The sequence below is a fragment of the Alkalimarinus coralli genome, assembly GCF_023650515.1.
Classification (GTDB): domain Bacteria; phylum Pseudomonadota; class Gammaproteobacteria; order Pseudomonadales; family Oleiphilaceae; genus Alkalimarinus; species Alkalimarinus coralli.
On sequence record NZ_CP096016.1, the window covers coordinates 415,819 to 437,284 of the forward strand.

The following is a 21,466-nucleotide window of genomic DNA, read 5'->3' on the forward strand; positions in this document are numbered from 1 at the left end:
CTGCTATGGACAATAAAAATAACTCTGTGATCAAGCAACAACTTGCAAACAAGCGCCTTCTTATCACGGGCTGTACAGGCTTTCTGGGTAAGGTGCTGCTGGAAAAAATTATACGGGAGATCCCCGATGTTGCAGGTATTACCTTATTAATTCGAGGTAGCGGTAAATACTCTAGCGCTGAAGAACGCTTTAAGCATGAAATTGCATCAGCCTCTATTTTTGATTCGCTTCGGGAACAAAACCCAGAGGCGTTGGAAAAAATACTGGCTGAAAAAGTAACATGCATAACAGGTGAAATAACCGAGGAAAATTTCGGTCTTGACTCGCATACATGGAAAGAGCTGTCACAGCAGGTTGATATAATCGTTAACTCTGCCGCCAGTGTTAACTTTCGAGAAGCTCTGGATCAAGCGCTGTCAATTAACACTCTTAGCTTGTTCAATATTATTAAATTTTCAGAAGCCGCTGGAAATGCGCCACTGGTGCACGTTTCTACCTGCTATGTGAACGGGTTTAATGAAGGGCAAATGGGAGAAAGCATTGTTGGGCCGACAGGTAAGAGCATTGCGCAACATAGTGACGGTTATTACGACGTAGAGTCCCTGATTACGGAGTTTCAATCCCTCATTGAGGAAACCAAAGCAGCAAATTGTGACCCTTCAACGTTAACGGAGGAGCTGGTTGAGCTCGGGGCTCGAACGGCTAATCTGTATGGCTGGAATGATACCTATACGTTTACCAAGTGGATGGCAGAGCAGCTCGTATTGCACAAGTTAGATGGCAAAACACTGACCATTCTTCGGCCTTCGATTATCGAAAGTACATATCAAGAGCCTGTAGGCGGGTGGATTGAAGGGGTTAAAGTGGCTGATGCAATGATCATGGCTTATGCGCGGCAAAAGGTGAGCTTTTTCCCGGGCAGAAAAGATAGTTTGATGGATATTGTACCTGCTGATTTTGTTTCAAACAGTATTCTTTACAGCATCGCCAAGTCATTTAAAGACCCTGGTGCCAGCCGTATTTACCAATGTTGTAGTGGGCATGCAAATCCCATTACCGTGCAGACGTTAATTGATTATGTTGTTGAAGAAGGGAAGACAAACTACGCGAAATACGACCGGTTGTTTTATGCCAAGCCAGAGAAGTCGTTTAATGTTTTGAATAAGTCTATCTTTCAGAAGGCGATCAGCTTGGTTGAACTTCAGACTAAAGCGCTTTACAAAGCCAAAAAATGGCTCGGCCTTAAACCTTCAACGAAAGCCCTTGATAATATTCAGGTGGTAAAAACGCTGTCAAAGATTTATGCGTTTTATGGCGATATGAACGTCGTATTTAATAACCATAAAATGATTCGCTTAATTGAAGAGTTTGGTAAAGAGGACAAAATGCTATTTCCGGTTGATGCTACGCTGATCGACTGGAGGCATTATATTCGTGATGTGCACTTTGCAGGCCTTCAGAAATATGCACTGGAAGACCGTGCAGTTATCCAGCAGAGGCGCCAGCAAGCTAAACAGCAGGCTTTGAAATCAGCTGCTTAGCCCTGATAAAAAGTTGGTGCTTAGCGCTTGGAGATTAGTAAAAGATAGAAGCCGGTTATGATGTAGATCTGACCGGCTTTTCTATGTGCGGTAGGTTTTTATTGTTGCTGGTTGCGGTTTTTCTTCAGATATTCTCTTCCCTATTAATTAGCTCCTCATTTAGTCCATATTTCTTCCATATTTGATCGTTAACCTTACGCATTAACAACTCAAAGAAAAAAGGGGATAGGCTATGAAGCAACTCATCGGGTTAAACACACTTTTCTTAAGCATATTTCTGTTGATTACACTTTTTGTGCATTCACAATTTGGCCATGCTGATACATTAAAGCCTGAACGCAAGAAGGGGCCTGAGCATTTGGTTGAGCTGCTTGAGTTATCGGAACAGCAGCGAACAGAGTTTTTAGACATCATGAAACAACAGCATGAGAAAAGAATGACTGTTCGCGACAAGCATTATAACACCCGGGCGCTTGAAAAGGCTGATATGGATGCCCTTCATAACGAAACAATGCAATTGCTTGAGCCGGTATTAAATGACAGTCAATTGAAAAAGTTTGAACAGATGGCCAAGAAACATCGCCATCGACCACCTAAAGAAGAGTCATTGCGGTGACTTATGAGGCTGATGCTTCTTCACCAACTGTCAAAACTAGAGTTAAGGTTTTCTTGTCAGTAAAACGCCACATTCGGTATGGTGGGTATAGGGAAACTGATCAAACAGGGCAAAGCGTTTTATATCGTGCGTTTTCGTCAAAACTTCGAGGTTGTTGCTAAGTGTTTCAGGGTTGCAGGAGATATAAATAATATTGTTATAGCACTGAACCTGTTTTACCGATTCGTCATCCAGCCCTGCTCTGGGAGGGTCAACAAGAACCGATTCAAATTGATAGCCTGATAGGTCTATCCCTTCCAAACGCCTGAATTCTCTTTCGCCCTGAAGCGCTTGTACAAACTCTTCACTGGAAAGTCGGGCGATGATGAGGTTGTTTATGTTGTTTTCCTGAATATTGTATTGAGCGGCGTTGACCGATGTTTTGGATATCTCGGTCGCCAGTATGTTGCGATAGTGCCCTGCAAGCGCAATGGAAAAATTACCATTGCCGCAGTATAACTCAACCAAATCGGTATCTTTATCAGGGGTTGTCTGCTCTGAGCATGACTGCGCCCAGGCCAGCATGGTCTTATTCATCTCACCATTGGGTTGAGTGAAACCGCCTTCTATTTGTTTGTACTTGTAGTGCTTGCCATTAATATCAAATTCTTCAATAACAAAGTCTCTGTCCAGAACGACTTTCTGCTTTCTGGCGCGTCCGATGATGGATACGCCGAGTTTTTCCTGAAGCGCAAGGGCCAGTGTTTTCCACTGTTCATCAAGTTGGCGATGATAGATAAGCGTAATAAGCGCATCACCACTGAGTGTGGTTAAGAATTCGGCTTGGAAAAGTCTGTGCTTGAGCGCTTGAGTGTTATTTATCTCCGCTAACAGGGCGGGCATTAGGCTGTTGATAAGCGCTGAGGCGATGGGAAAGTCGGTGACTTCATAGATGTTTTTGTTATTTCCCTTTTCGGTCATTGCGTAATGGCAGCGATCTCCCGTATGCCAGATACGGAACTCGGCACGTAACCGAAAGTGGCTCGGTTTACTGGCGAAAACTTCGAGTTCGGGGACGTCGAATTCAGCAAATCGCTCGTTGATCTGCTCTGTTTTGCTTTTAAGGAGTTCCGGGTACTGGCTGGTGTCGATAGTATTCATTTAGTGCTTACAACAGGTAGAGTAAATAGGCGCATAATTATACGCCAATTTAGATGTTTCAACCGCACTATTTTTTTGGGATTAATAACTCGTTCAGATCTATCTTCTTGGGTTTGTATTCGTTGACCTTATTGTCTTCAGGATACCCCAGCGCCAGTCCACAGACTAATTTATAGCCTTTTGGAATATCAAAGTGCTTATCGATAGGGGAGCGCCAAATGCCCAGTGCGCCTTGAGCACAGGTTCCCAGCCCTTTGTTGGTGGCGGAAAGCATCAACGATTGCATCAAAATGCCTGCATCGAGCAGTGCCGTATGTTGCATGCCGGGGTGAACAAATAGAAAGATCGCTACCGGGGCATCGAAGAATGTAAAGTTTCTTGCCATCTGTTCGTCACGGGCTTTTTTGTCTTTACGCTCAATCCCCAATACTTCATAAAGTCCCATGCCGGTAGATACACGTCGTTCTTGAAAGATAGATGGATATTTTCCAAGCATGGGTTTGAAGTCACTGTCTGGCAGTGCATCACTGGTTATTGCTGAGATCAGTTTGAGCGGAAGAGGCTGTTTCTGGATTTTGTTAGACTTGTGGTATTTCAACAGCAGCTCATCCCCCAGTGCTTTACAGGTTTCCCCTGTCGCTACTGCCAACTTATAGGGTTGAGTATTTGAGCTTGAAGGCGATTCCAGCGCATCGAGCAAAATCTCATCCAGCGTTGCCTGATCAACAGGTTGATCTGAAAACGCTCTAATGCTTCTACGTTTTTTTAATACTTCCGAAAAATCCATGCGTGTTCCAAATGTTGTGATTGTTTTATGGTAAATAGGGAGTGGTTTGAACGGTTCAGGAAAAGTCGGGCATCGCGTGATATCAGGTTAAGCCCAGATGACAGTTTATCCTGAACCAAAGGTCGTTGACTACCACTCGGGATGTTTGGCGGAATACTGTTCCATGGTCGTCTCTACGAAATGGCCGCTATTGGTGAGTGTTCGCACTAAAATATCGAATTTCTCATCGTTTAACGCTTTGTCTTCGATGGATAGGATAAAGCCATTGAAGTCATCAAACCATTGAGCGGCTATTGTAAATTCGCTGACACCGTTTTTTTCAATGGCGCGATATGTCGCCTCATAAACGCTATTGTTAGGTGGGCTTTTAGCTAACACCGATATATCAAATACAGTTTCTAATGCGCGGATAATCTGCGCTTCCTCTCCCGGGAAGTGATTGCCAAACCACTGTATTGATGACTTTTGCACCAGACTTTCCGGTTTGGCGTGTCTTATTTCAAAGTACTCCATCACTTATGCTCCTATTTGCCCTAAAGCGATAACAACGGGTTTCAGGCCGTTATGATTCAGCGTATTATGGTATAGAGTATAGTGGTAAAGCATAACCGTGTTGTCCATAACACGCAGAGCCCGTTTGTTTCAGGCTAGGCGATAGCCTCAATGCATTGGTAGAATATCAGTCAAACGAATTATTTACATCACAAGGAGCCGTTATGTCTTTTAATCCGCTAATGCGGCCAAAGGGATTTATGAAAACAAAGTACACCCTTCAGCTGAAGAGAATTATGGCCTCAAAACTATCAAGCGTTTCCGCGTTTGTATTGGCCTCGTTTATCGCTACGGCCTGTTGGGCGTTTGGTTTTATGATTGGCGAGTCACAGATTAATAGCATGCTGGCGCTCACATTTCCCTATGAAACCCGCATGGGAGAGAGCTACATAAAACTGTCCAACCCAAAACCTCATTTTTATGAGCAGTCACAGCAAGTGGGGATTACACTGAACATCTCACTCAAAGATGAAGCCAGTGGGCAGACAGCCAAGGCTAAAGCACTGGTCAAAGGGGGGATTCGGTTCGATAATAAAGCTCAGCAGCTACAGCTGGTGAAACCCAGCATAGCCAGCCTGGATTGGCAGGATCAATCATCAGGGGCGAATCAAGAGTTGGCAAAGCAGGTGACTCAGCTGGTCGGTCAGGATTTGCCCGTGATCGTGCTACTCGACATTAAAAAATTGACGGGGAGCACAATGACACCAACACTAAGTGATATTAAAGTTAAGGCGTCCGGTATTGAAGTCCTGTTTTAGCGAGTAGTGGGTACTCTGTTTTTTATCAGATAGTGGGTACTCTGTTTTTTATCAGATTGTGGGTGCTCCGTTTTTTATCAAGTAGTGGGCGCCCCTTTTTTTATTAATATAAAGATACTGACAGGAAGGCATTTTGGCTCAAATTATTATTGCCATTGTCGTAACGTTATTAGCCGTTTTTTTGGTACGACGTTCATACGCTAACAAGCGTGTTGCCGCGGAAAACAAGGCCAAGGGGGCTGCCTTCCTGGCAGAAAATGCTCAAAAAGAAGGTGTTAAAACAACCAGCTCCGGGCTGCAATACCAAATTCTGAGCGAGGGCTCCGGAACGGTTAATCCGCGCGCAACTGATCGTGTTAAGGTGCATTACCATGGCACGTTGATAGATGGCTCTGTATTTGATAGCTCAATTGCCCGTGGCCAGCCGATAGAATTTGGGCTCAACCAGGTTATTAAAGGGTGGACTGAAGGCCTGCAACTTATGGTTGAAGGTGAAAAAACGCGGTTTTTTATTCCCAGTAATTTGGCTTATGGTGATCGCGGTGCAGGCTTGATTGGCCCAGGTTCAGTATTGATCTTTGAAGTTAAACTTATCGCGATTCACTAAGTATTGGCTTATTTAGCTTAAGTGGTCGATGCAATCTGACAGCGCTAATCTTTACAAAAAGAGCTGTGCGTCTCAGTGTTCGTTTCTTTGATCTTTTAATATGTTGTTGCTCTAGTCAATAAGTGCTTCACAGAAGTCGTGCTATATAGAGTCAGGGCTATTACAGCTTGCACGAAAGATAATACGCATTCTCAACGTTTCCATCAGCCTGTAGCCTCTCATGCAAGGTTATGTATGGCGTGTTTTGAATATTCCAGAATAAGCAGAGCATCGCGTTAAAAACAGAAAATAATAATTATAAAGGTTTATAGATGATCAACTGTATTAGATTACCCCTCTTGCTGGTGATGCTTTCGGCGCTGACGGCTTGTGAAATGTTTACGCCAAAAGCACCTGGAGTAGACCGTCCTTACTCAGGCTTTATGAGCGACTATGAGCCTCTAGATACAGTTGACGTTGAAGAACGGGAGTTTATTGCTTCGAAAGCATGGATTGCGCCCGGCGCAGACCTCAGATCGTACAAAACAATGATTGTCGACCCGATCAAACTGGACCCCGGCATCAAACAAAACCTTCAAATCACCCATGATACGATGACGGCTATAAGGTCGTATATGACCGACGTGCTAACCCGTAAGCTGGAAACCTATTATCGGGTGTCGAATCGGATGACCGGACGTACCTTGAGAGCTAAGGTCGCCATCACAGGGCTGGAAACTCGCGATGAGCCTTTACGGTTTTATGAATACTGGCCAACCGCCATGGCATTTACAGGGGTGACTAAGCTTATCGGTATCAGGGATGAAGATATTCTGCTGTTTGTTGAAGCCGAATTCTCGGATGCAGAGAGTGATAAAGTTGTTGCTAAAACGCTGGTTGGCATGGTTGGGCATGAGAGGCTTGAGAACGAGTGGGAAGTCGTTTCGTTAAATAAGCTGACTCGATCTATTGATCAGTGGGTAGAGCAGCAGGTCTCTGCTTTGAAACAGGCAGCAGAGGAACGCTATGTAGTTAGCCAGTCGCCGCAGGTTGATGAATTGGTTTCTGCAGAGTAACGTTAAAAAGGTTTGCGACCAAAAAAAGGCTGACCCTATACTGCTAAATCTCGACTATTCTCACTGGTATCTCAAGCTCCGTGAAGAAATCCTTGATTCCGTTCGTTCCTCACTGCATACAAGGCTACAGCCTGATGGAAAAGTCGAGCATCATGCTAAATTAAAGAATTGATAAGACCTGAAACTAAAAAAGCCTGACTCGAAAGAGTCAGGCTTTTTTTAACTCGCTGTTTGGTTTCTTACTTCTTGCGACCGCGAGATACGCCAAAGCCAGCTAAACCTAATGCAAGTAGTGCCAAAGAGCCTGGCTCTGGAACTGAGTAGCTTGCCAGGCTGATGTTATCAATGAAACCGCCCAGCGTGTTTTCTTTACCAGTAGCAGAAAATGTTAGCGTCATATCCGCAGCAGTGGCGGTTAAAAAGCCTGTTACCAGAGTCCAGTCCATTGGTGCAACGCCATCTACATTGAATGCGTAAGTGAAAGGTGATAGGTCAGGAGACGCACCCCAGCTTACGTTGATGCCGTTATCGTTGGTTGAACCAGTGCGTGCTTTGTACCAGAAGTCCAGTTTGTAAACCTGGCCAACGCTCAAACCAACAAGGTCTTGGGACATTGAGCTGTTGCTGCCTGCATGGTGGCTATCTAACTCAACGTACTGGTTGCCTTCTTGTGCGCTTGTAACCGTGTTGCGCTGAATTTCGATGCCAGCACCGTCAGAGGTATACCAACCGTCAATTGTGTTGAATACACCCCACTGAGTTCCGCTTAGACCTACGTCTGACTCGAAGCCGCCATTGGTGATAAGGCTAGCGTTGGCTGATGAAGCAAGCAAACCGCCTGCAATAATGATGCTTTTTATAGTTGCTTTCATAACGTCTAATTCTCTCATGGACTACAAAACCGGTTATCTGCGAATGAATGCAGTATTTATGTTATTTAAAGCGATTATCATGCCAACAATTAAAAGATAAGCTAAATCAGTCAATAACTCATTTTGGAAGTACTTAAAATACCTCGGAATGTAAATAAAATCGACAATACAGTTATGTGGTGTATATTATTTTGTTTCTCGCTTTTAAACTGTAAAAAATACTTAGCAGTTTTAAGCGCCCTGTAATGTAATGCGACTTCCTGATGATGAGCTGTGCACGTCGATACGCAGGGCCATTTGCTCTCTTAGTTCGCTTACATGGGATATGATGCCTATCATTCGGCCGCTGCTCTGCAGGTCGATAAGTGTTTTGATTGCCAGATCAAGGGACTCCTGATCGAGGCTGCCAAACCCCTCGTCAATGAACAGGGTCTCCAGCTTGATGCCTCCCGCGTAGGCCTGCACAACGTCTGATAGCCCTAGTGCCAGGGATAGGGCCGCCATAAAAGACTCTCCGCCGGAAAGTGTAGCCACTGACCTTGTTTTACCGGTGTAAGCATCTTCGACTTCAAGCTCCAGCCCTGATGCTTTGTTACCCTTTGCCCGTTGTTCTTTTCTAATCAGTAGATAGCGGCCTTTGCTCATAACACTGAGGCGGTGCGACGCTTCAATTAGTACGTCGTCAAGCAATACGCTTAATACAAATCGCTGCAGACTCAGTTTGTTCCCGGTTTGGCCATTGGCGACATCACTCAGTGTGCCGTATATCTTATACTCAGCCTCTAATGCGTGGTTGGACTCATGTGCCTGTTTGAGTTTGTTTTGCACGGCGGTAAGCTGCTGATGCCGGTTGTCGATTTTTTTCCAGCTCTCCAGGGCCGTAGCTGATGCTGCTTCTAGCTTGTCGCGCTCTGCTTGAAGCTTTTCTATGTCTGGTTTTGGTTGTTGCTCCAGCTGCGACTGCTGCTGAGCCAGTGTTGCTTTGCAACCGCTTAATTGGTGCAGATACTGGTCTATCTCTTTGGTTAACGCGGCTTGTTCTGATTCAGTTTTTAATGCGCTCTCATAGTCTTGCTGGTTTTCAAATTCACTGCTGCTGAGGGCACTCTCCCAATGCGCTGTGGCTTCCTTATATTCAACGTCGAATGCCTTTGCCTGGCTGTGTTGCTGTTCCAATGTTGCAGATACCTGAGTGACACTCTGCCGTGCGGTATCGAATGACGCGACTGCTTGCTCATAGTTTGTTGTTATTGAACGTATTCGGTCTTCAAGTTGCTGAACTGCTTTGGCCAAAGCGCCTGGCTGCCTGTACGCTTCGGGAAGTGCTTGTTGAATGTACTGTTCATCCTGTTTTGCCGATGAATGGTTTTGCTGTGCCTGTTGCAGAGCGACTAACGCTTGCTCCCGCTGCTGTTCAGTTGTTGAACGTTGTTGAGTCAACGATTGAAGTTCAAGCTCCAGCTGACCCTGCTCTTTGTGTTGTTGTTTGAGAGCGCTGACTTCATCATTCAGCTGTTTCCACTCCTCACGCAATTGATTGGTCGATTTGTGCTGGTTTTCTCCAAGCTCCCGCTGCTGTTCCAGTAGCAACGACTGAATATTATTAAGCTGCGTAGCGGTTTCGGTGATTTGGTTTTGCGCACTGGTAAGTTGTTGCTGTAGTTTCGCCAACTCGGCTCTTGCGTCATCAATCTCTTTTTTTGTGACGGGGTTGCTCTGGGTGTTTGTATTGGCAGGGGATGGGTGTTGCGTACTGCCGCAGACAGGGCAGGGCTCGTTTTGTTTTAACTCTGCTGCCAGCAGTGCGGCTTGACCACTGTGCCATGCGAACTCAAGTTGTTTTACTTGGGTCTCTTGCCTTTCATAACGTGCAGTTACTTCGGCCAGTGCCTGTTCTCTGTTGTGATGCGCTTGGCGAACAGCGTTTTGTTCATCAATACGTTTGTCTAGATTGGCGCGCTGTTGGCCTAATAGTCTCAGGTTGTCCAGTTGTCGTTGTTTATCCGGCAGTATGCTGCAAGAGGCCCTAAGCTTAGTGACTCTCTCTTCTGCCGAGCTGATTTGGCTGATTAGCTGATTGAGTTGTGTTTGAAGGCGCTCATGGTTAAGGGTTGCTTCTTTTAATGATGCCTGAGTGGTTTGGCTTAGGCTGGTGGCATCTGCCAATTGACTGATTTTGGGTTCTAACTTGCGTAACTCTGCCAGTTGTTCTTTCAGCTGATCAAGCGGGTTGCGCTCTTTCTCGGCCTGCTCTAGCGCTGACTTTGCTGAGGCTAAGTTGCCTTGTTGATGAACTAACGCCTTTTCGGTTTCGGCAATGTCGCGGTTGAGTTGCTCTTTGTTATGGGTGCACTTTTTTAGCGTGGTCTGTAAATGCTCAATTTTTTGTGCCGACTGTGCGCGGGTTAGCCGATTCTTTTTGCTGTCTATATCCGCTTTCTGTGCTTCTAGCTGGTTAAGCGATTGTCGGGTGCTATCCAGTGCGAGAAAGGCTTTGGATAGAATCTTTCCCGCTTCTAGTGCTTTCTCTGATTTAGCCAGCGAGCTGGCTGCCTGGTCTTTTTGCTCTGTGGTCGAAGCAAGTTGCGGTGCAAGCTCATCTAGCTGTTCTTGCACATCAGACTCAGCGCTTAGATCGGCGCCTTGTAGTATGCCTTTTATTTGATTTTGCAGGCTTTCAGCTTCTTTTCGAATAGTGGATGCTTTGCTTTTCAGCGCATCTTCTATTCGCTTGTATATCTGGGTTTGAAATAACCGGCTGAAAATAACTTCCCGTTGGCTGGAGTCCGCCATAAGGAAGTCTCGGAACTTGCCTTGGGGGAGCACCATAACCTGCCTAAACTGCTCAACATTGAGGCCGGTGATGGTTTCAATGGCGTGAGTGGCTTCTTGCGCCTTCTGGGGGACTAGAAGTTCGTCTCCTTCTGGCTTCAGTTGCCAGAATTGTGCCTGAGTCTGGTGTGTGGTTGTTCCTTCCCCTCGTGACTTTGGTCGCTCTTGTGTGGGGGCGCGGCGAATTCGGTAGCGTCGTTCACCCAGGGAAAATTCCAGGGTTATCTCGGTCAGCAGGTCAGGTGCGGCATGATCACACCGCATCTGCGAAGGCTCTCGCTCTTTACCGGTTGTATGGCCATACAATGCAAAGCAGATGGCATCGAGAATAGAGCTTTTTCCCGCACCCGTTGGCCCGTTAATTAGAAAAAGGGGGTTATCGCCAAGCGCTGCAAAATCAATCTCTTCTTTTCCGGCAAACGGCCCAAATGCTTGAATGGTTAGCTTAATGGGTCTCATTGGTCGGCCTCCTGTTTATGGAGGTTACCGATAATGGTTTGCAGTGCCTTATCCTGTTCTGTGGAGAGAGGGTTGCCGGATACCTGGCTAAAAAAATCCCGAAACATTTCTACTTCGCCTTGTTGCAGCTTTTTCCGGTTCATGGCCTTTTTCTCGCCAGTGGCCATGATGCCTGGTTTTTCGAGATGCAATACGTTGGGGTAAACCGCGCGAACTTGCCCCATCGCATCCAAAATAGCATGGGTGTCGGTGAGTCTAACCATTACGTAGTCATTGTTATTCGGGTCAGTTTTACCTTGCTCTATGATATTGGCTAATTCACCCTCCAGAACACGCATATCTCTCAGCGGTTTGAGAAGCAAGGGGGTAATGGTGGGGGCTTTATCAAGGTGGAATTCGACCGTAGTGATGCCTTTTGATTGATGCTGTTCAGAAAAACTGTATTTAAGAATGGAGCCAGAGTAGCGGATGTGTTGTTCGCCTCGGTATTGAGGGCTGTGCAAATGTCCTAATGCCACGTAATCAAAGTCGGTCATGGGCGTGAACGATACCCGGTCTGCCCCACCAATTGACAGAGGTCTTTCAGACTCAGACTCTTCGGCGCCATCAACAAAACAGTGGCTAATCAGTACGTTAACTGAGTTGCTTTCTCTATCTGATTGATCAGTGCTATCAGACAACGGGATTGATTGTTTGATATGTTCTACCAGAAACGTATGCGCTTCATCATGGTTACGGACAGAGGCCTCATAATGGTGTCTCACCTGCTCCGGGTCATGATAGGGGATGCCATAAAAATTGATCGTGATACCCGATTTGCCCTTTATTATAACGGGTTCAGTGACTTGGCTGATGTCACCCATTATATGAAGCCCGGCCTGCTTAAGCTGCCTCGAACCAAACCGAAGTCGTTCTGCGCTGTCGTGGTTACCGGAAATGATGATGACCGGAATGCCTATTTCATGGCATATCTGGTTGAGCACTTCGTCTAAAAGGGCCACAGCGGTCGCCGGGGGAACCGAGCGGTCATAAATATCACCCGCTATGACTAATGCATCTGCATCTTCTAACTGTATGGTGTCAATAATTTGAGTGAGGACATGACGTTGGTCTTCAAGCAGTGAAACATTGTGGAACTGCCGACCAATATGCCAATCAGAGGTGTGGATGAACTTCATGTGTACCGACTCGGTTTAGCGTGGATTTGGAACGCGCTCTATCTAGTAGCGTGATGTGCCTAATAACGTGACGTTTATAATTTGGCTATTGAATGGCCGAGGAGGGTAGCACGTTGATGAGTGCTACCCAACTGATTGCTGTTGCTAATCAGCTGCTTTGACGTTATGGATTCAATGCATCATGCATTGAACAGGTGGCAACGTCTTCCAGCCAAGCCAGGTCAACCGTTTGATGTGCCTCACAAATAAACCAGGGTTCACGGGAGTCCGGTTCTAGCATCACGCCATTTTTTATCAGGTTATGAGCGAATTTGGTGTACAGGTCGCTGTCTGTTTTCTTCCAGTCACGGTAATTTTGAGGGACTTCGCTCCCAAAGTGAACGCCAAACATCGCATTAGGTCCCGCGAACTTGTGTTCGATGCCAAACTTTGTAAACACTCTGGCTAACACATCCTGAATATCGGCACCGACTTTGTCGATGGTTTTTAATGCATCGGTATCTTTCAATAACGTCAGGGTTGCCTTTGCTGCGCTGAGCGCAATCATATTGGCGGTGTAAGTGCCTCCGTGAGTCACTCCATCAGGGCCAAATTTGATTTTATCCATCACCTCTGCGCGGCCACCAAAGGCGGCGACCGGGTAGCCATTGCCCATCGCTTTGGCGTAGGTGGTGAGGTCTGCTTTAACGCCATACAGCTCCTGTACACCGCCTTTGGCAACACGGAAACCGGTTTTAACTTCGTCCATAATAAGCAGCGAACCATTGCTGTCACAAATGTCCCGCAGTTTCTGCATATATTCCTGGCTGGAAGCAATGCTGCCACAGTTGCCCATAATCGGCTCGATCACAATGGCGGCGATATCATGGCCGACTCTTTCGAATACCTCATTAAGCGCGGCAAAGTCGTTAAGAGGAACGGTTTCCAGGTGCTCGCGGGTGCTCTCTGGAATACCGACTCCGAACGGAATGATCTCAGGAACTGCCTGCGTGCTGCTGTCCCAGTTGTCGACATCAGACTTCCACATCATTTCATCGTAGAGCCCGTGGAACCCTCCTTCAACAACCACTATCTTGTTACGGTTGGTAAACCCGCGGGCGGTGCGCACTGCGCCAATGACCGCTTCAGTACCCGAGTTGGCGAAGCGCATTTTTTCAATATTCGGGCAGAGCGTCTTGACCAGGCTGACAACGTCTGAATCCAGCGCGGTACTGAACCCAGATATGGTGCCTGTTTCGGTGATGGTGGAGATGACTTCCTGATCAACCCTTGTATCGCGGTAACCCAGTATAATAGGGCCGTAGGCGAGGCGGAAATCGACAAATACATTACCATCGCTATCCGTTATCGAGCCACCTTTCATGCTTTTGACAAAAACGGTGTCTTGTTCGCCCCAATAGCGGTAGGAATCGGCAACACCCAGAGGCATGTGTTTGTGGGCGTTATCAAGCAGTGCTTTGCCCTTGGGGTGGGAGGTGCTGGTCATTCTGTTGTTTCCTCTGTGGATAAGTGCAACGTATTAGGCTTTCTTTATGGGGTGATAGGTTAGCGTCAGATGTGGCAATAGACAATTGGAACGCCACTCAAATTGCTTATTATCTTCCAACAGGCTAGAATAATTTTAATTGAACGTTCAATCAATAAAGGGTGCAACAAAAACAATGCCAAAAGTTGGAATCGAACCGATACGCAAAAAACAGTTGATAGAAGCTACCCTGAGCTCAATTGGAACACACGGGTTGCAAGGTACAACGATCAATACCATTAGCGGTATTGCAGGTCTGTCGTCTGGAATTATAAGCCACTATTTTGGTGGTAAGCAGGGGCTTATTAAAGCGACTGTCCGTTATCTATTGGATCAGCTGAAAGTGACTCTACTCAACAGCGCTGAACAAAAGGCGCTTTCACCAAAGCAACGCCTAATGATGATCGTTGAGGCTAACTTTACCAATATACAGCAGTCTGACGAGGCAACCCGAACATGGCTGAGTTTTTGGGCTCAGGCCATGCATGACCCTGAACTGGCAAAGCTTCAGCGAGTTAACAGCCAGCGCCTGCTGAGCAACCTCCGCTACTCCTTCAAACAACTGATGCCGCCTGATAAAGCGATAGATGCGGCGAAAATTACCGCCGCGATGATTGATGGTTTCTGGTTGCGCAGTGCGCTCAGTGACTCATCCAAAGGCGAATTTAAAGAGGCCGAGATGCATTGTAAGCAGGTTATCGATACGCTGATTTTGCAGTACGGAGAGCAGTCATGACGCTTAAACAATACCAGAACTTTGTTGATGGGCAGTATCTCCCTAATCAAAGCGGTGAGACGTTTGATGTGGTTAACCCTGCCAATGGCGAAATTGCATATCAAGTGGACGTTGCAGATGAAAGCGTGATGCAGGCGGCCATTGAGAGTGCAGAACGAGGGTTTAAAGCGTGGTCAGCGATGACCGGTATGGAACGCAGCAGAATTCTATTAAAAGCCGTTGCTCTATTACGTGAACGCAATGACGAACTTGCTGAAATTGAGGTTATTGACACAGGTAAGCCTTGGCAGGAGGCATCTGTTGTGGATGTGGTTTCCGGTGCTGATGCTATCGAGTTTTTTGCAGGGCTGGCACCCTCAATAGAAGGGAACCAGCAGGATCTGGGAGGTGATTTTTACTATACAAGGCGAGAGCCACTGGGTATTTGTGCGGGAATTGGAGCCTGGAACTATCCGCTGCAAATCGCATGTTGGAAGTCTGCCCCAGCACTTGCCTGTGGTAACAGCATGATCTTCAAGCCTTCTGAAGAGACGCCTCTCGGCGCTTTAAAGTTGGCGGAGATTTTTATCGAGGCAGGGGTGCCTGCTGGCGTGTTTAATGTTGTTCAAGGGGATGGCCGCGTTGGAAGTGAGCTCACTCACCATCCTAAAATCGCCAAGGTCTCATTTACCGGCGAAGTCGGAACAGGGAAGAAAGTGATGGCCGCTGCGGCCTCGTCATTAAAAGAGGTGACGATGGAGTTGGGGGGCAAGTCGCCGCTGATTGTTTTTGATGATGCAGACATAGAAAACGCTGTGTCGGGCGCGATGCTGGGTAACTTTTATACCCAAGGGGAGATCTGCACTAATGGTACGCGAGTCTTTGTGCATGAGGCTGTTTATGAGATTTTTGTCGAGCGGCTTTTAGAGCGTACGCAAAACAATATTATTGCCGGTGACCCAATGAATCCGGATACCAACTTTGGCGCGCTCATATCAGCTAAACATCAAGCGTTGGTGCTCGACTATATACAAAAGGGGGTCAATGAAGGTGCAACCTTGCTGCATGGCGGTAACGCTATGATGCCTGCCTCTTCTGAGGGAGGCTTTTTTGTCGAACCGACAATTTTTACTGATTGCAATGACGATATGAGCATCGTGAGAGAAGAGATCTTTGGCCCCGTCATGTCGATCTTGAAGTTCAATGATGAAAACGACGTGATCCAGCGCGCCAATGATTGCGACTATGGTTTAGCCGCTGCGGTATTTACCCGCGATATAAGTCGTGCCCATCGTGTGATTCATCAAATAGAGGCAGGTATTTGCTGGATTAACAATTACGGCGCATCACCTGTTGAAATGCCGGTTGGAGGCTACAAAATGTCGGGTATTGGTCGTGAAAACGGTGTAGAAACCCTCAACCAGTACACTCAGCTAAAATCTGTCTACGTAGGGCTTACCCCTCTGCAAAGTCCTTTCTAAGGTTTAGTCCATTCTAAGGTTTAGTCCGTTATAAGGTTTAGAGGTCATCATGACACAGGAAAAGCGGTTTGATTATATTGTTGTCGGTGCAGGGTCTGCGGGCTGCGTACTGGCAAACAGGTTAACTGAGGATGAACAAGTCAGTGTTTTACTGCTAGAGACCGGAGGCAGCGACAAGAGCATCTTTATACAAATGCCCACTGCGCTTTCCATTCCAATGAATACTAAAAAGTATAATTGGCAGTTTGAATCCGAGCCGGAGCCGCACCTGAATAATCGTCGTATGCACTGCCCTAGAGGTAAAGTGCTTGGCGGTTCGTCATCTATCAATGGTATGGTTTATGTGAGAGGTCATGCCAAGGATTTCGACGAGTGGCAGAGTTATGGGGCCGAGGAGTGGGACTATGCTCACTGCCTGCCTTACTTTAAAAAAGCGGAAACATGGGCCTTTAAGGCCGATACTTACCGGGGTGACCAGGGGCCGTTGGCGGTCAACAACGGCAATCAAATGCAAAACCCGCTGTACCGGGCCTTTATCGATGCAGGTGAACAAGCGGGTTATATGCGTACCGAAGATTATAACGGTAAACAGCAAGAGGGCTTTGGCCCAATGCATATGACCGTTAACAATGGTGTTCGATGGTCGACTGCAAACGCCTACTTAAAGCCTGCAATGAGCAGACCGAACCTTACGGTCGTTACCCATGCGCTGGTTGAAAAGGTGCTGTTAGAAGGCAAAACAGCGGTGGGTATTCAATATAGGCACGACGGGCAAGTTAAAATGAGCCTGGTCAATAAAGAGGTTATTTTGTCCGCTGGCCCTGTTGGTTCGCCTCATCTGCTACAATTATCAGGCATTGGCCCAAAGTCAGTGCTGGAAAAAGCGGGTATTGCTGTTCAGCATGAATTGCCGGGGGTCGGTGAAAACTTGCAGGACCATCTTGAGTTTTACTTTCAATTCAAGTGCAAAAAACCGGTTACGTTGAATGGAAAACTTGACCTCTGGAACAAGTTCTTAATTGGTGCGCGCTGGTTTTTCCTAAAAGATGGATTGGGAGCGACGAACCATTTTGAATCCTGCGGTTTTATTCGTTCAAAGCCGGGCGTCGAGTGGCCAGACTTGCAATACCACTTTCTGCCCGCAGCCATGAGCTACGACGGCAATACAGCGTTTTCCGGCCATGGTTTTCAAGTACATATAGGGCATAACAAACCAAAGAGCCGCGGTTCGGTCAGGGTGAAAAGTGCAGACCCTGCTGAGAGCCCGGAGATAAGGTTTAATTATTTGCAACACGAAGTAGATCGTGAAGGGTTTAGGGATTGCGTTCGCCTGACCCGCGAAATTATCAATCAACCTGCGTTTGATGAATACCGGGATGGTGAAATTCAGCCAGGGGAAGACGTGGTCACAGATGCTCAGATTGATGATTTTATCAGTAATAACGTAGAGAGTGCTTATCATCCGAGTTGTTCCTGCAAAATGGGAACGGATGATATGGCGGTTGTTGATCCTCAAACCCGTGTGCATGGCATCGCACAGCTAAGGGTGGTGGACTCGTCAATCTTTCCGACGATTACTAACGGTAACTTGAACGCACCGACGATTATGGTGGCCGAGCGAGCGGCAGACCTGATCAGAGGACGGCAGATGTTGGAACCAATAGATGCCGAGGTAGGCATGGATGCTGACTGGGAAACAAAGCAACGGACAAATGAACCTAAGAAAATACCAGGAGAGTAGAAAAACAACATGATGAAATTCAGCAAGTTTATGGTGTCAGCCGTTACGACGGCTTCCCTGCTATTACAAGCGAATTCACTACAAGCAAATCAGTGCGATACGGTTAAATTTTCTGATGTAGGTTGGACGGATATTACTGCGACGACAGCAACGGCTTCGGTTGTGCTCAAGGGTATGGGTTATAAAACCAAGACTCAGTTGCTATCTGTACCGGTCACTTATAAGTCATTGGAAAACAAAGATATCGATGTTTTTCTAGGCAACTGGATGCCAACGATGGAAGGTGATATCAAAGCCTATCGCGAGAGAGGCACGGTTGAGACGATCCACAAAAATCTGGATGGTGCTAAATACACCTTAGCCGTTCCCAAGTACGTATACGATGCAGGCGTAAAAAGCTTTGCAGATATTGCCAAGTTTGCTGATAAGTTCGATAAAAAAATATATGGCATAGAGCCTGGCAACGACGGTAACCGCCTGATTCAAGATATGATTGACCAAGATGCTTTTGGCCTGAAAGGGTTTAGCGTAGTTGAGTCTAGCGAAGCAGGCATGCTGTCACAGGTCAAACGTAAAAAACGCCGTAACCAGTGGATTGTATTTCTGGGTTGGGAGCCACACCCAATGAATGCCAACTTCGAACTTAAGTACCTTGAAGGCGGCGATGACTTCTTTGGCCCTAATTTGGGTGGCGCGACCGTACACACTAATGTGCGCAAAGGTTACGCTGAAGAGTGCGGCAATGTTGGCAAGCTTCTGACCAATTTGACGTTTACTCTTCAGATGGAGAATGAAGTGATGTCCGGCATTCTGGATGAAGGTAAGAAGCCTGAAGATGCCGCTAAATCCTGGTTGCAAAACAATGCTCAAGTGTTGGATCAGTGGTTAGCTGGTGTGAACACTGTTGATGGAAAACCCGCATTGCCTGCTGTAAAAGCAGCACTTGGTCTTAAGTAGATACGTTATCTTGATGTTGCGGTAACACAGAAGAAAACCACATTAATAACTCGATATGGGTTGTTAATGTGGTTTATTTTTATTTAGAGACCTTTGCACGACTACTGCGCTTACAAATACAGCGTTAAAAAATGACTCAAAATGCTCATATATTGCATATATACTGCGCTTTTTCGCCATTTTTTGCCTTGTCTTTGCTTCGCTCATAACGTCGTGCAAAGGTCTCATACAACCAAAGAAATGCGAATAGCTATGAGCTTTATTACGGAGAACAAGATACCTGTCGGCGATTGGGCCGAAAATTTGATAGATGGATTGATTGAGCACAGCGGTGCGTTTTTTGACTATGTCGCGATGACGTTGGAGCTCTTGATACAAGGTTTGATCGATGCACTTTCCAGTCTTCATCCCATTATTTTTATTGTTTTGGTGGCCGTGCTTTCGATCTGGCGGCAAAGAACCTGGGGAACAGCGCTGTTTTGTACGTTGTCGTTGTTCCTGATATGGAATTTAGGATATTGGCAGCAAACCATCGAAACCCTGTCGCTGGTACTGTTTGCCACGGGGTCATGTGTGCTGATTGGTGTTCCGATTGGGATAGCAGCAGCTCACCGGCCAATGCTGTACCGCTTTTTACGTCCTATTCTGGACTTGATGCAAACGATTCCAACGTTTGTTTATCTTATCCCGACATTAACCCTGTTTGGTTTAGGGGTTGTACCAGGGCTAATTTCAACGATTGTTTTTGCCATTGCTGCGCCCATCAGACTGACTTATCTGGGTATATCTGAAGTGCCGGCAGAGTTACTGGAAGCAGGCAAGGCGTTTGGCTGCACTAACAAAAATCTTTTGGTGAAAATTGAAATACCGGCTGCGATGTCCAGCATTAGAGCAGGGGTGACCCAGTGCATTATGCTGTCACTTTCAATGGTGGTTATTGCGGCACTGGTTGGGGCTGATGGACTCGGTAAACCTGTTGTTCGGGCATTGAATACGGTTGATATCGCAATGGGGTTTGAGGCTGGTTTGGCCATTGTATTGGTCGCGATTATGTTAGACCGTTTATCTAAGAGTGGTGCCCGATGATTGAGTTTAAAGATGTTGACGTGGTTTTTGGCAAGAAACCAGAGCGAGCAATACCACTACTAGACCAGGGGATGAGCCGTAACAAAATTCTTGAGCGCACGGGGTTAACCGCAGCGGTTCGCAATGCCAGCCTATCGGTGGCGAAAGGTGAAATTTGCGTGTTGATGGGGTTATCGGGCTCTGGCAAATCGAGCCTGTTAAGAACCGCGAATGGGCTGAACCCCATTACCCGTGGAGAAGTACGGTTGGAAACAGACCAGGGGATGCAGAACTTTCTGGCACTCGACGAGGCGGAAAAGCGAAAGGTGCGGATGGAACGCATCACCATGGTCTTTCAAAAGTTTGCGCTGATGCCGTGGTTAACCGTGGCACAAAATGTGGCGTTCGGTTTGGAGCAAAAAGGGCTGGAAAAAGCGCTTATTCGTGACCGGGTTATGCACCAACTGGATTTGGTTGGCTTATCCCAATGGGCTAAAAAGAAACCTTCGGAGTTATCAGGCGGGATGCAGCAGCGGGTTGGCTTGGCCAGAGCGCTGGCCATGGAGACCGATATTATTCTGATGGATGAGCCGTTTTCAGCACTCGACCCGCTTATTCGCAACCAGTTGCAGGATGAACTGCTTCGTTTGCAAGAGCAGCTGCATAAAACGGTGCTGTTTGTCAGCCACGATCTGGATGAAGCGTTGAAGCTGGGTAATCACATCGCGATTATGAAAGATGGTGAGATTGTTCAGCATGACACACCGGAAAATATCGTGCTGAATCCGGCGGACGATTATGTCCGTAACTTTGTTGCCCATACCAACCCTGTTGAAGTGGTAAAAGCGAATGCGTTGCTACGGCCACTGAGCCAAATGCCCGTTGAAAACAACGAGTACTGCCTGAGTCGACGTCATGACTACTGGTTGAAGTTAGGGGAGACGCCTGCGGGCTGCCGTGTTCGCTATGGTGATCAGGAGCATGATCTGCAAAACTGGTCCCCTGGTCAGACGGTAGAGAGCCTGGGTAAGCAGCCCACCAGAGTGCCAATGAACACCCTCATGAAGGATGTCATGGAGATTCGATATCACACCGGCCATGGTGTACTGGTTGTCGATCAAAATCAAATGGCAGGGTATATTGGCGACCAAGATATCTATCACGCCATGCTGGGTAAGCTGTTCGAAGAGGACTAAACGGCTTCGACTAAGCTACGCTGCCCGCTCTTGCTAAAGCCAGAAACAAACGGAGAAAGGTCTATTGTCCTTTCACCGTTTGATTTTGCTAAATATCAGCAGCCACGTCTGTTATGTCTCAGGTTTTTGGCTGGAGTCTAAGGTTGTTGTATCCGTTGGCGCTCTTAGAGTGTTTGGCAATGTCGCTGACTCCTCGGGCGGTTTTTCCACATCGCTAGTTGCCGAAACGGCCCCTCGAGACAGGGTATTGTCAGAATCAGAACTGCAACCTGTCAATACAGACGAGAACATCAGTGCAGACATCATATATGCTGCCGATACCCACCGTCGCTTAGCTGGCACAGCAAACCTGGCTGGCATATTGAGCTTAAGCATGTGGCTCTCCTCTT

At 46.9% G+C, this 21,466-nt stretch carries 19 protein-coding genes; 11 read left to right on the plus strand and 8 right to left on the minus strand.

Annotated elements, in window-relative coordinates:
• The first annotated feature begins 5 nt into the window (after positions 1-5).
• Together MY523_RS01790 and MY523_RS01795 are read left to right on the plus strand one after the other, a co-directional pair.
• Positions 6-1,541 carry a fatty acyl-CoA reductase gene (locus MY523_RS01790; protein ID WP_250657100.1) on the plus strand — a complete coding sequence of 512 codons (1,536 nt, stop codon included), beginning with the start codon at positions 6-8 and terminating at the stop codon, positions 1,539-1,541.
• Between the two features lie 232 nt (positions 1,542-1,773).
• Positions 1,774-2,157, plus strand: a complete 384-nt coding sequence (locus MY523_RS01795) for a hypothetical protein (protein ID WP_250657101.1) — start codon at positions 1,774-1,776, stop codon at positions 2,155-2,157.
• Between the two features lie 42 nt (positions 2,158-2,199).
• On the opposite strand, the gene trmA is transcribed toward MY523_RS01795, so the two are convergent.
• The 3 genes from trmA to MY523_RS01810 form a co-directional block, all read right to left on the minus strand.
• Complete coding sequence (gene trmA, locus MY523_RS01800) at positions 2,200-3,297, minus strand: tRNA (uridine(54)-C5)-methyltransferase TrmA (protein WP_250657102.1); 1,098 nt, start codon at positions 3,295-3,297, stop codon at positions 2,200-2,202.
• Between the two features lie 67 nt (positions 3,298-3,364).
• A complete protein-coding gene (locus tag MY523_RS01805; protein ID WP_250657103.1) occupies positions 3,365-4,084 on the minus strand; it encodes a nitroreductase in 720 nt (239 codons plus the stop codon).
• Between the two features lie 129 nt (positions 4,085-4,213).
• Complete coding sequence (locus MY523_RS01810) at positions 4,214-4,600, minus strand: hypothetical protein (protein ID WP_250657104.1); 387 nt, start codon at positions 4,598-4,600, stop codon at positions 4,214-4,216.
• Between the two features lie 200 nt (positions 4,601-4,800).
• Here MY523_RS01810 and MY523_RS01815 point away from each other — a divergent pair, with 200 nt between their 5' ends.
• The 3 genes from MY523_RS01815 to MY523_RS01825 all read left to right on the plus strand — a co-directional run bounded on the left by MY523_RS01815 (position 4,801) and on the right by MY523_RS01825 (position 7,056).
• A complete protein-coding gene (locus MY523_RS01815) occupies positions 4,801-5,394 on the plus strand; it encodes a DUF1439 domain-containing protein (protein WP_250657105.1) in 594 nt (197 codons plus the stop codon).
• Positions 5,395-5,548: 154 nt separating this feature from the next.
• Positions 5,549-6,001: a BamJ family beta-barrel-assembly machinery protein gene (gene bamJ / locus MY523_RS01820; RefSeq protein WP_370301511.1), complete on the plus strand. Its 453-nt coding sequence runs from the start codon at positions 5,549-5,551 to the stop codon at positions 5,999-6,001.
• A gap of 311 nt (positions 6,002-6,312) precedes the next feature.
• Entirely contained in the window at positions 6,313-7,056 is a 744-nt protein-coding gene (locus MY523_RS01825) for a DUF3313 domain-containing protein (RefSeq protein WP_250657107.1), read from the plus strand.
• Positions 7,057-7,295: 239 nt separating this feature from the next.
• Here MY523_RS01825 and MY523_RS01830 read toward each other — a convergent pair whose 3' ends face one another.
• The 4 genes from MY523_RS01830 to MY523_RS01845 form a co-directional block, all read right to left on the minus strand.
• A complete protein-coding gene (locus MY523_RS01830; protein ID WP_250657108.1) occupies positions 7,296-7,928 on the minus strand; it encodes a PEP-CTERM sorting domain-containing protein in 633 nt (210 codons plus the stop codon).
• 231 nt (positions 7,929-8,159) lie between these two features.
• On the minus strand, positions 8,160-11,219 hold the full coding sequence (locus tag MY523_RS01835; RefSeq protein ID WP_250657109.1) for an AAA family ATPase: 3,060 nt from the start codon (positions 11,217-11,219) through the stop codon (positions 8,160-8,162).
• Entirely contained in the window at positions 11,216-12,397 is a 1,182-nt protein-coding gene (locus tag MY523_RS01840; protein WP_250657110.1) for an exonuclease SbcCD subunit D, read from the minus strand. The genes MY523_RS01835 and MY523_RS01840 overlap by 4 nt, the downstream gene beginning before the upstream one ends.
• Before the next feature lie 163 nt (positions 12,398-12,560).
• A complete protein-coding gene (locus MY523_RS01845) occupies positions 12,561-13,883 on the minus strand; it encodes an aspartate aminotransferase family protein (protein WP_250657111.1) in 1,323 nt (440 codons plus the stop codon).
• 175 nt (positions 13,884-14,058) lie between these two features.
• Between MY523_RS01845 and betI the strand changes: the two genes are divergently transcribed.
• The 6 genes from betI (at position 14,059) to choV (ending at position 21,077) form a co-directional block, all read left to right on the plus strand.
• Positions 14,059-14,658, plus strand: a complete 600-nt coding sequence (gene betI, locus MY523_RS01850) for a transcriptional regulator BetI (RefSeq protein WP_250657112.1) — start codon at positions 14,059-14,061, stop codon at positions 14,656-14,658.
• A complete protein-coding gene (gene betB / locus MY523_RS01855; protein ID WP_250657113.1) occupies positions 14,655-16,118 on the plus strand; it encodes a betaine-aldehyde dehydrogenase in 1,464 nt (487 codons plus the stop codon). Before betI ends, betB begins: the two co-directional genes overlap by 4 nt.
• A gap of 49 nt (positions 16,119-16,167) precedes the next feature.
• A complete protein-coding gene (gene betA, locus MY523_RS01860) occupies positions 16,168-17,859 on the plus strand; it encodes a choline dehydrogenase (RefSeq protein ID WP_250657114.1) in 1,692 nt (563 codons plus the stop codon).
• Positions 17,860-17,868: 9 nt separating this feature from the next.
• A complete protein-coding gene (locus tag MY523_RS01865) occupies positions 17,869-18,816 on the plus strand; it encodes a choline ABC transporter substrate-binding protein (protein WP_250657115.1) in 948 nt (315 codons plus the stop codon).
• A 252-nt stretch (positions 18,817-19,068) separates the two neighbouring features.
• Positions 19,069-19,902, plus strand: coding sequence for a choline ABC transporter permease subunit (gene choW / locus MY523_RS01870; RefSeq protein WP_250657116.1), 834 nt, complete (start codon positions 19,069-19,071; stop codon positions 19,900-19,902).
• Positions 19,899-21,077, plus strand: coding sequence for a choline ABC transporter ATP-binding protein (gene choV, locus MY523_RS01875; RefSeq protein WP_250657117.1), 1,179 nt, complete (start codon positions 19,899-19,901; stop codon positions 21,075-21,077). Before choW ends, choV begins: the two co-directional genes overlap by 4 nt.
• A gap of 111 nt (positions 21,078-21,188) precedes the next feature.
• On the opposite strand, the gene MY523_RS01880 is transcribed toward choV, so the two are convergent.
• Positions 21,189-21,452, minus strand: a complete 264-nt coding sequence (locus MY523_RS01880; protein ID WP_250657118.1) for a hypothetical protein — start codon at positions 21,450-21,452, stop codon at positions 21,189-21,191.
• Positions 21,453-21,466 lie beyond the last annotated feature (14 nt).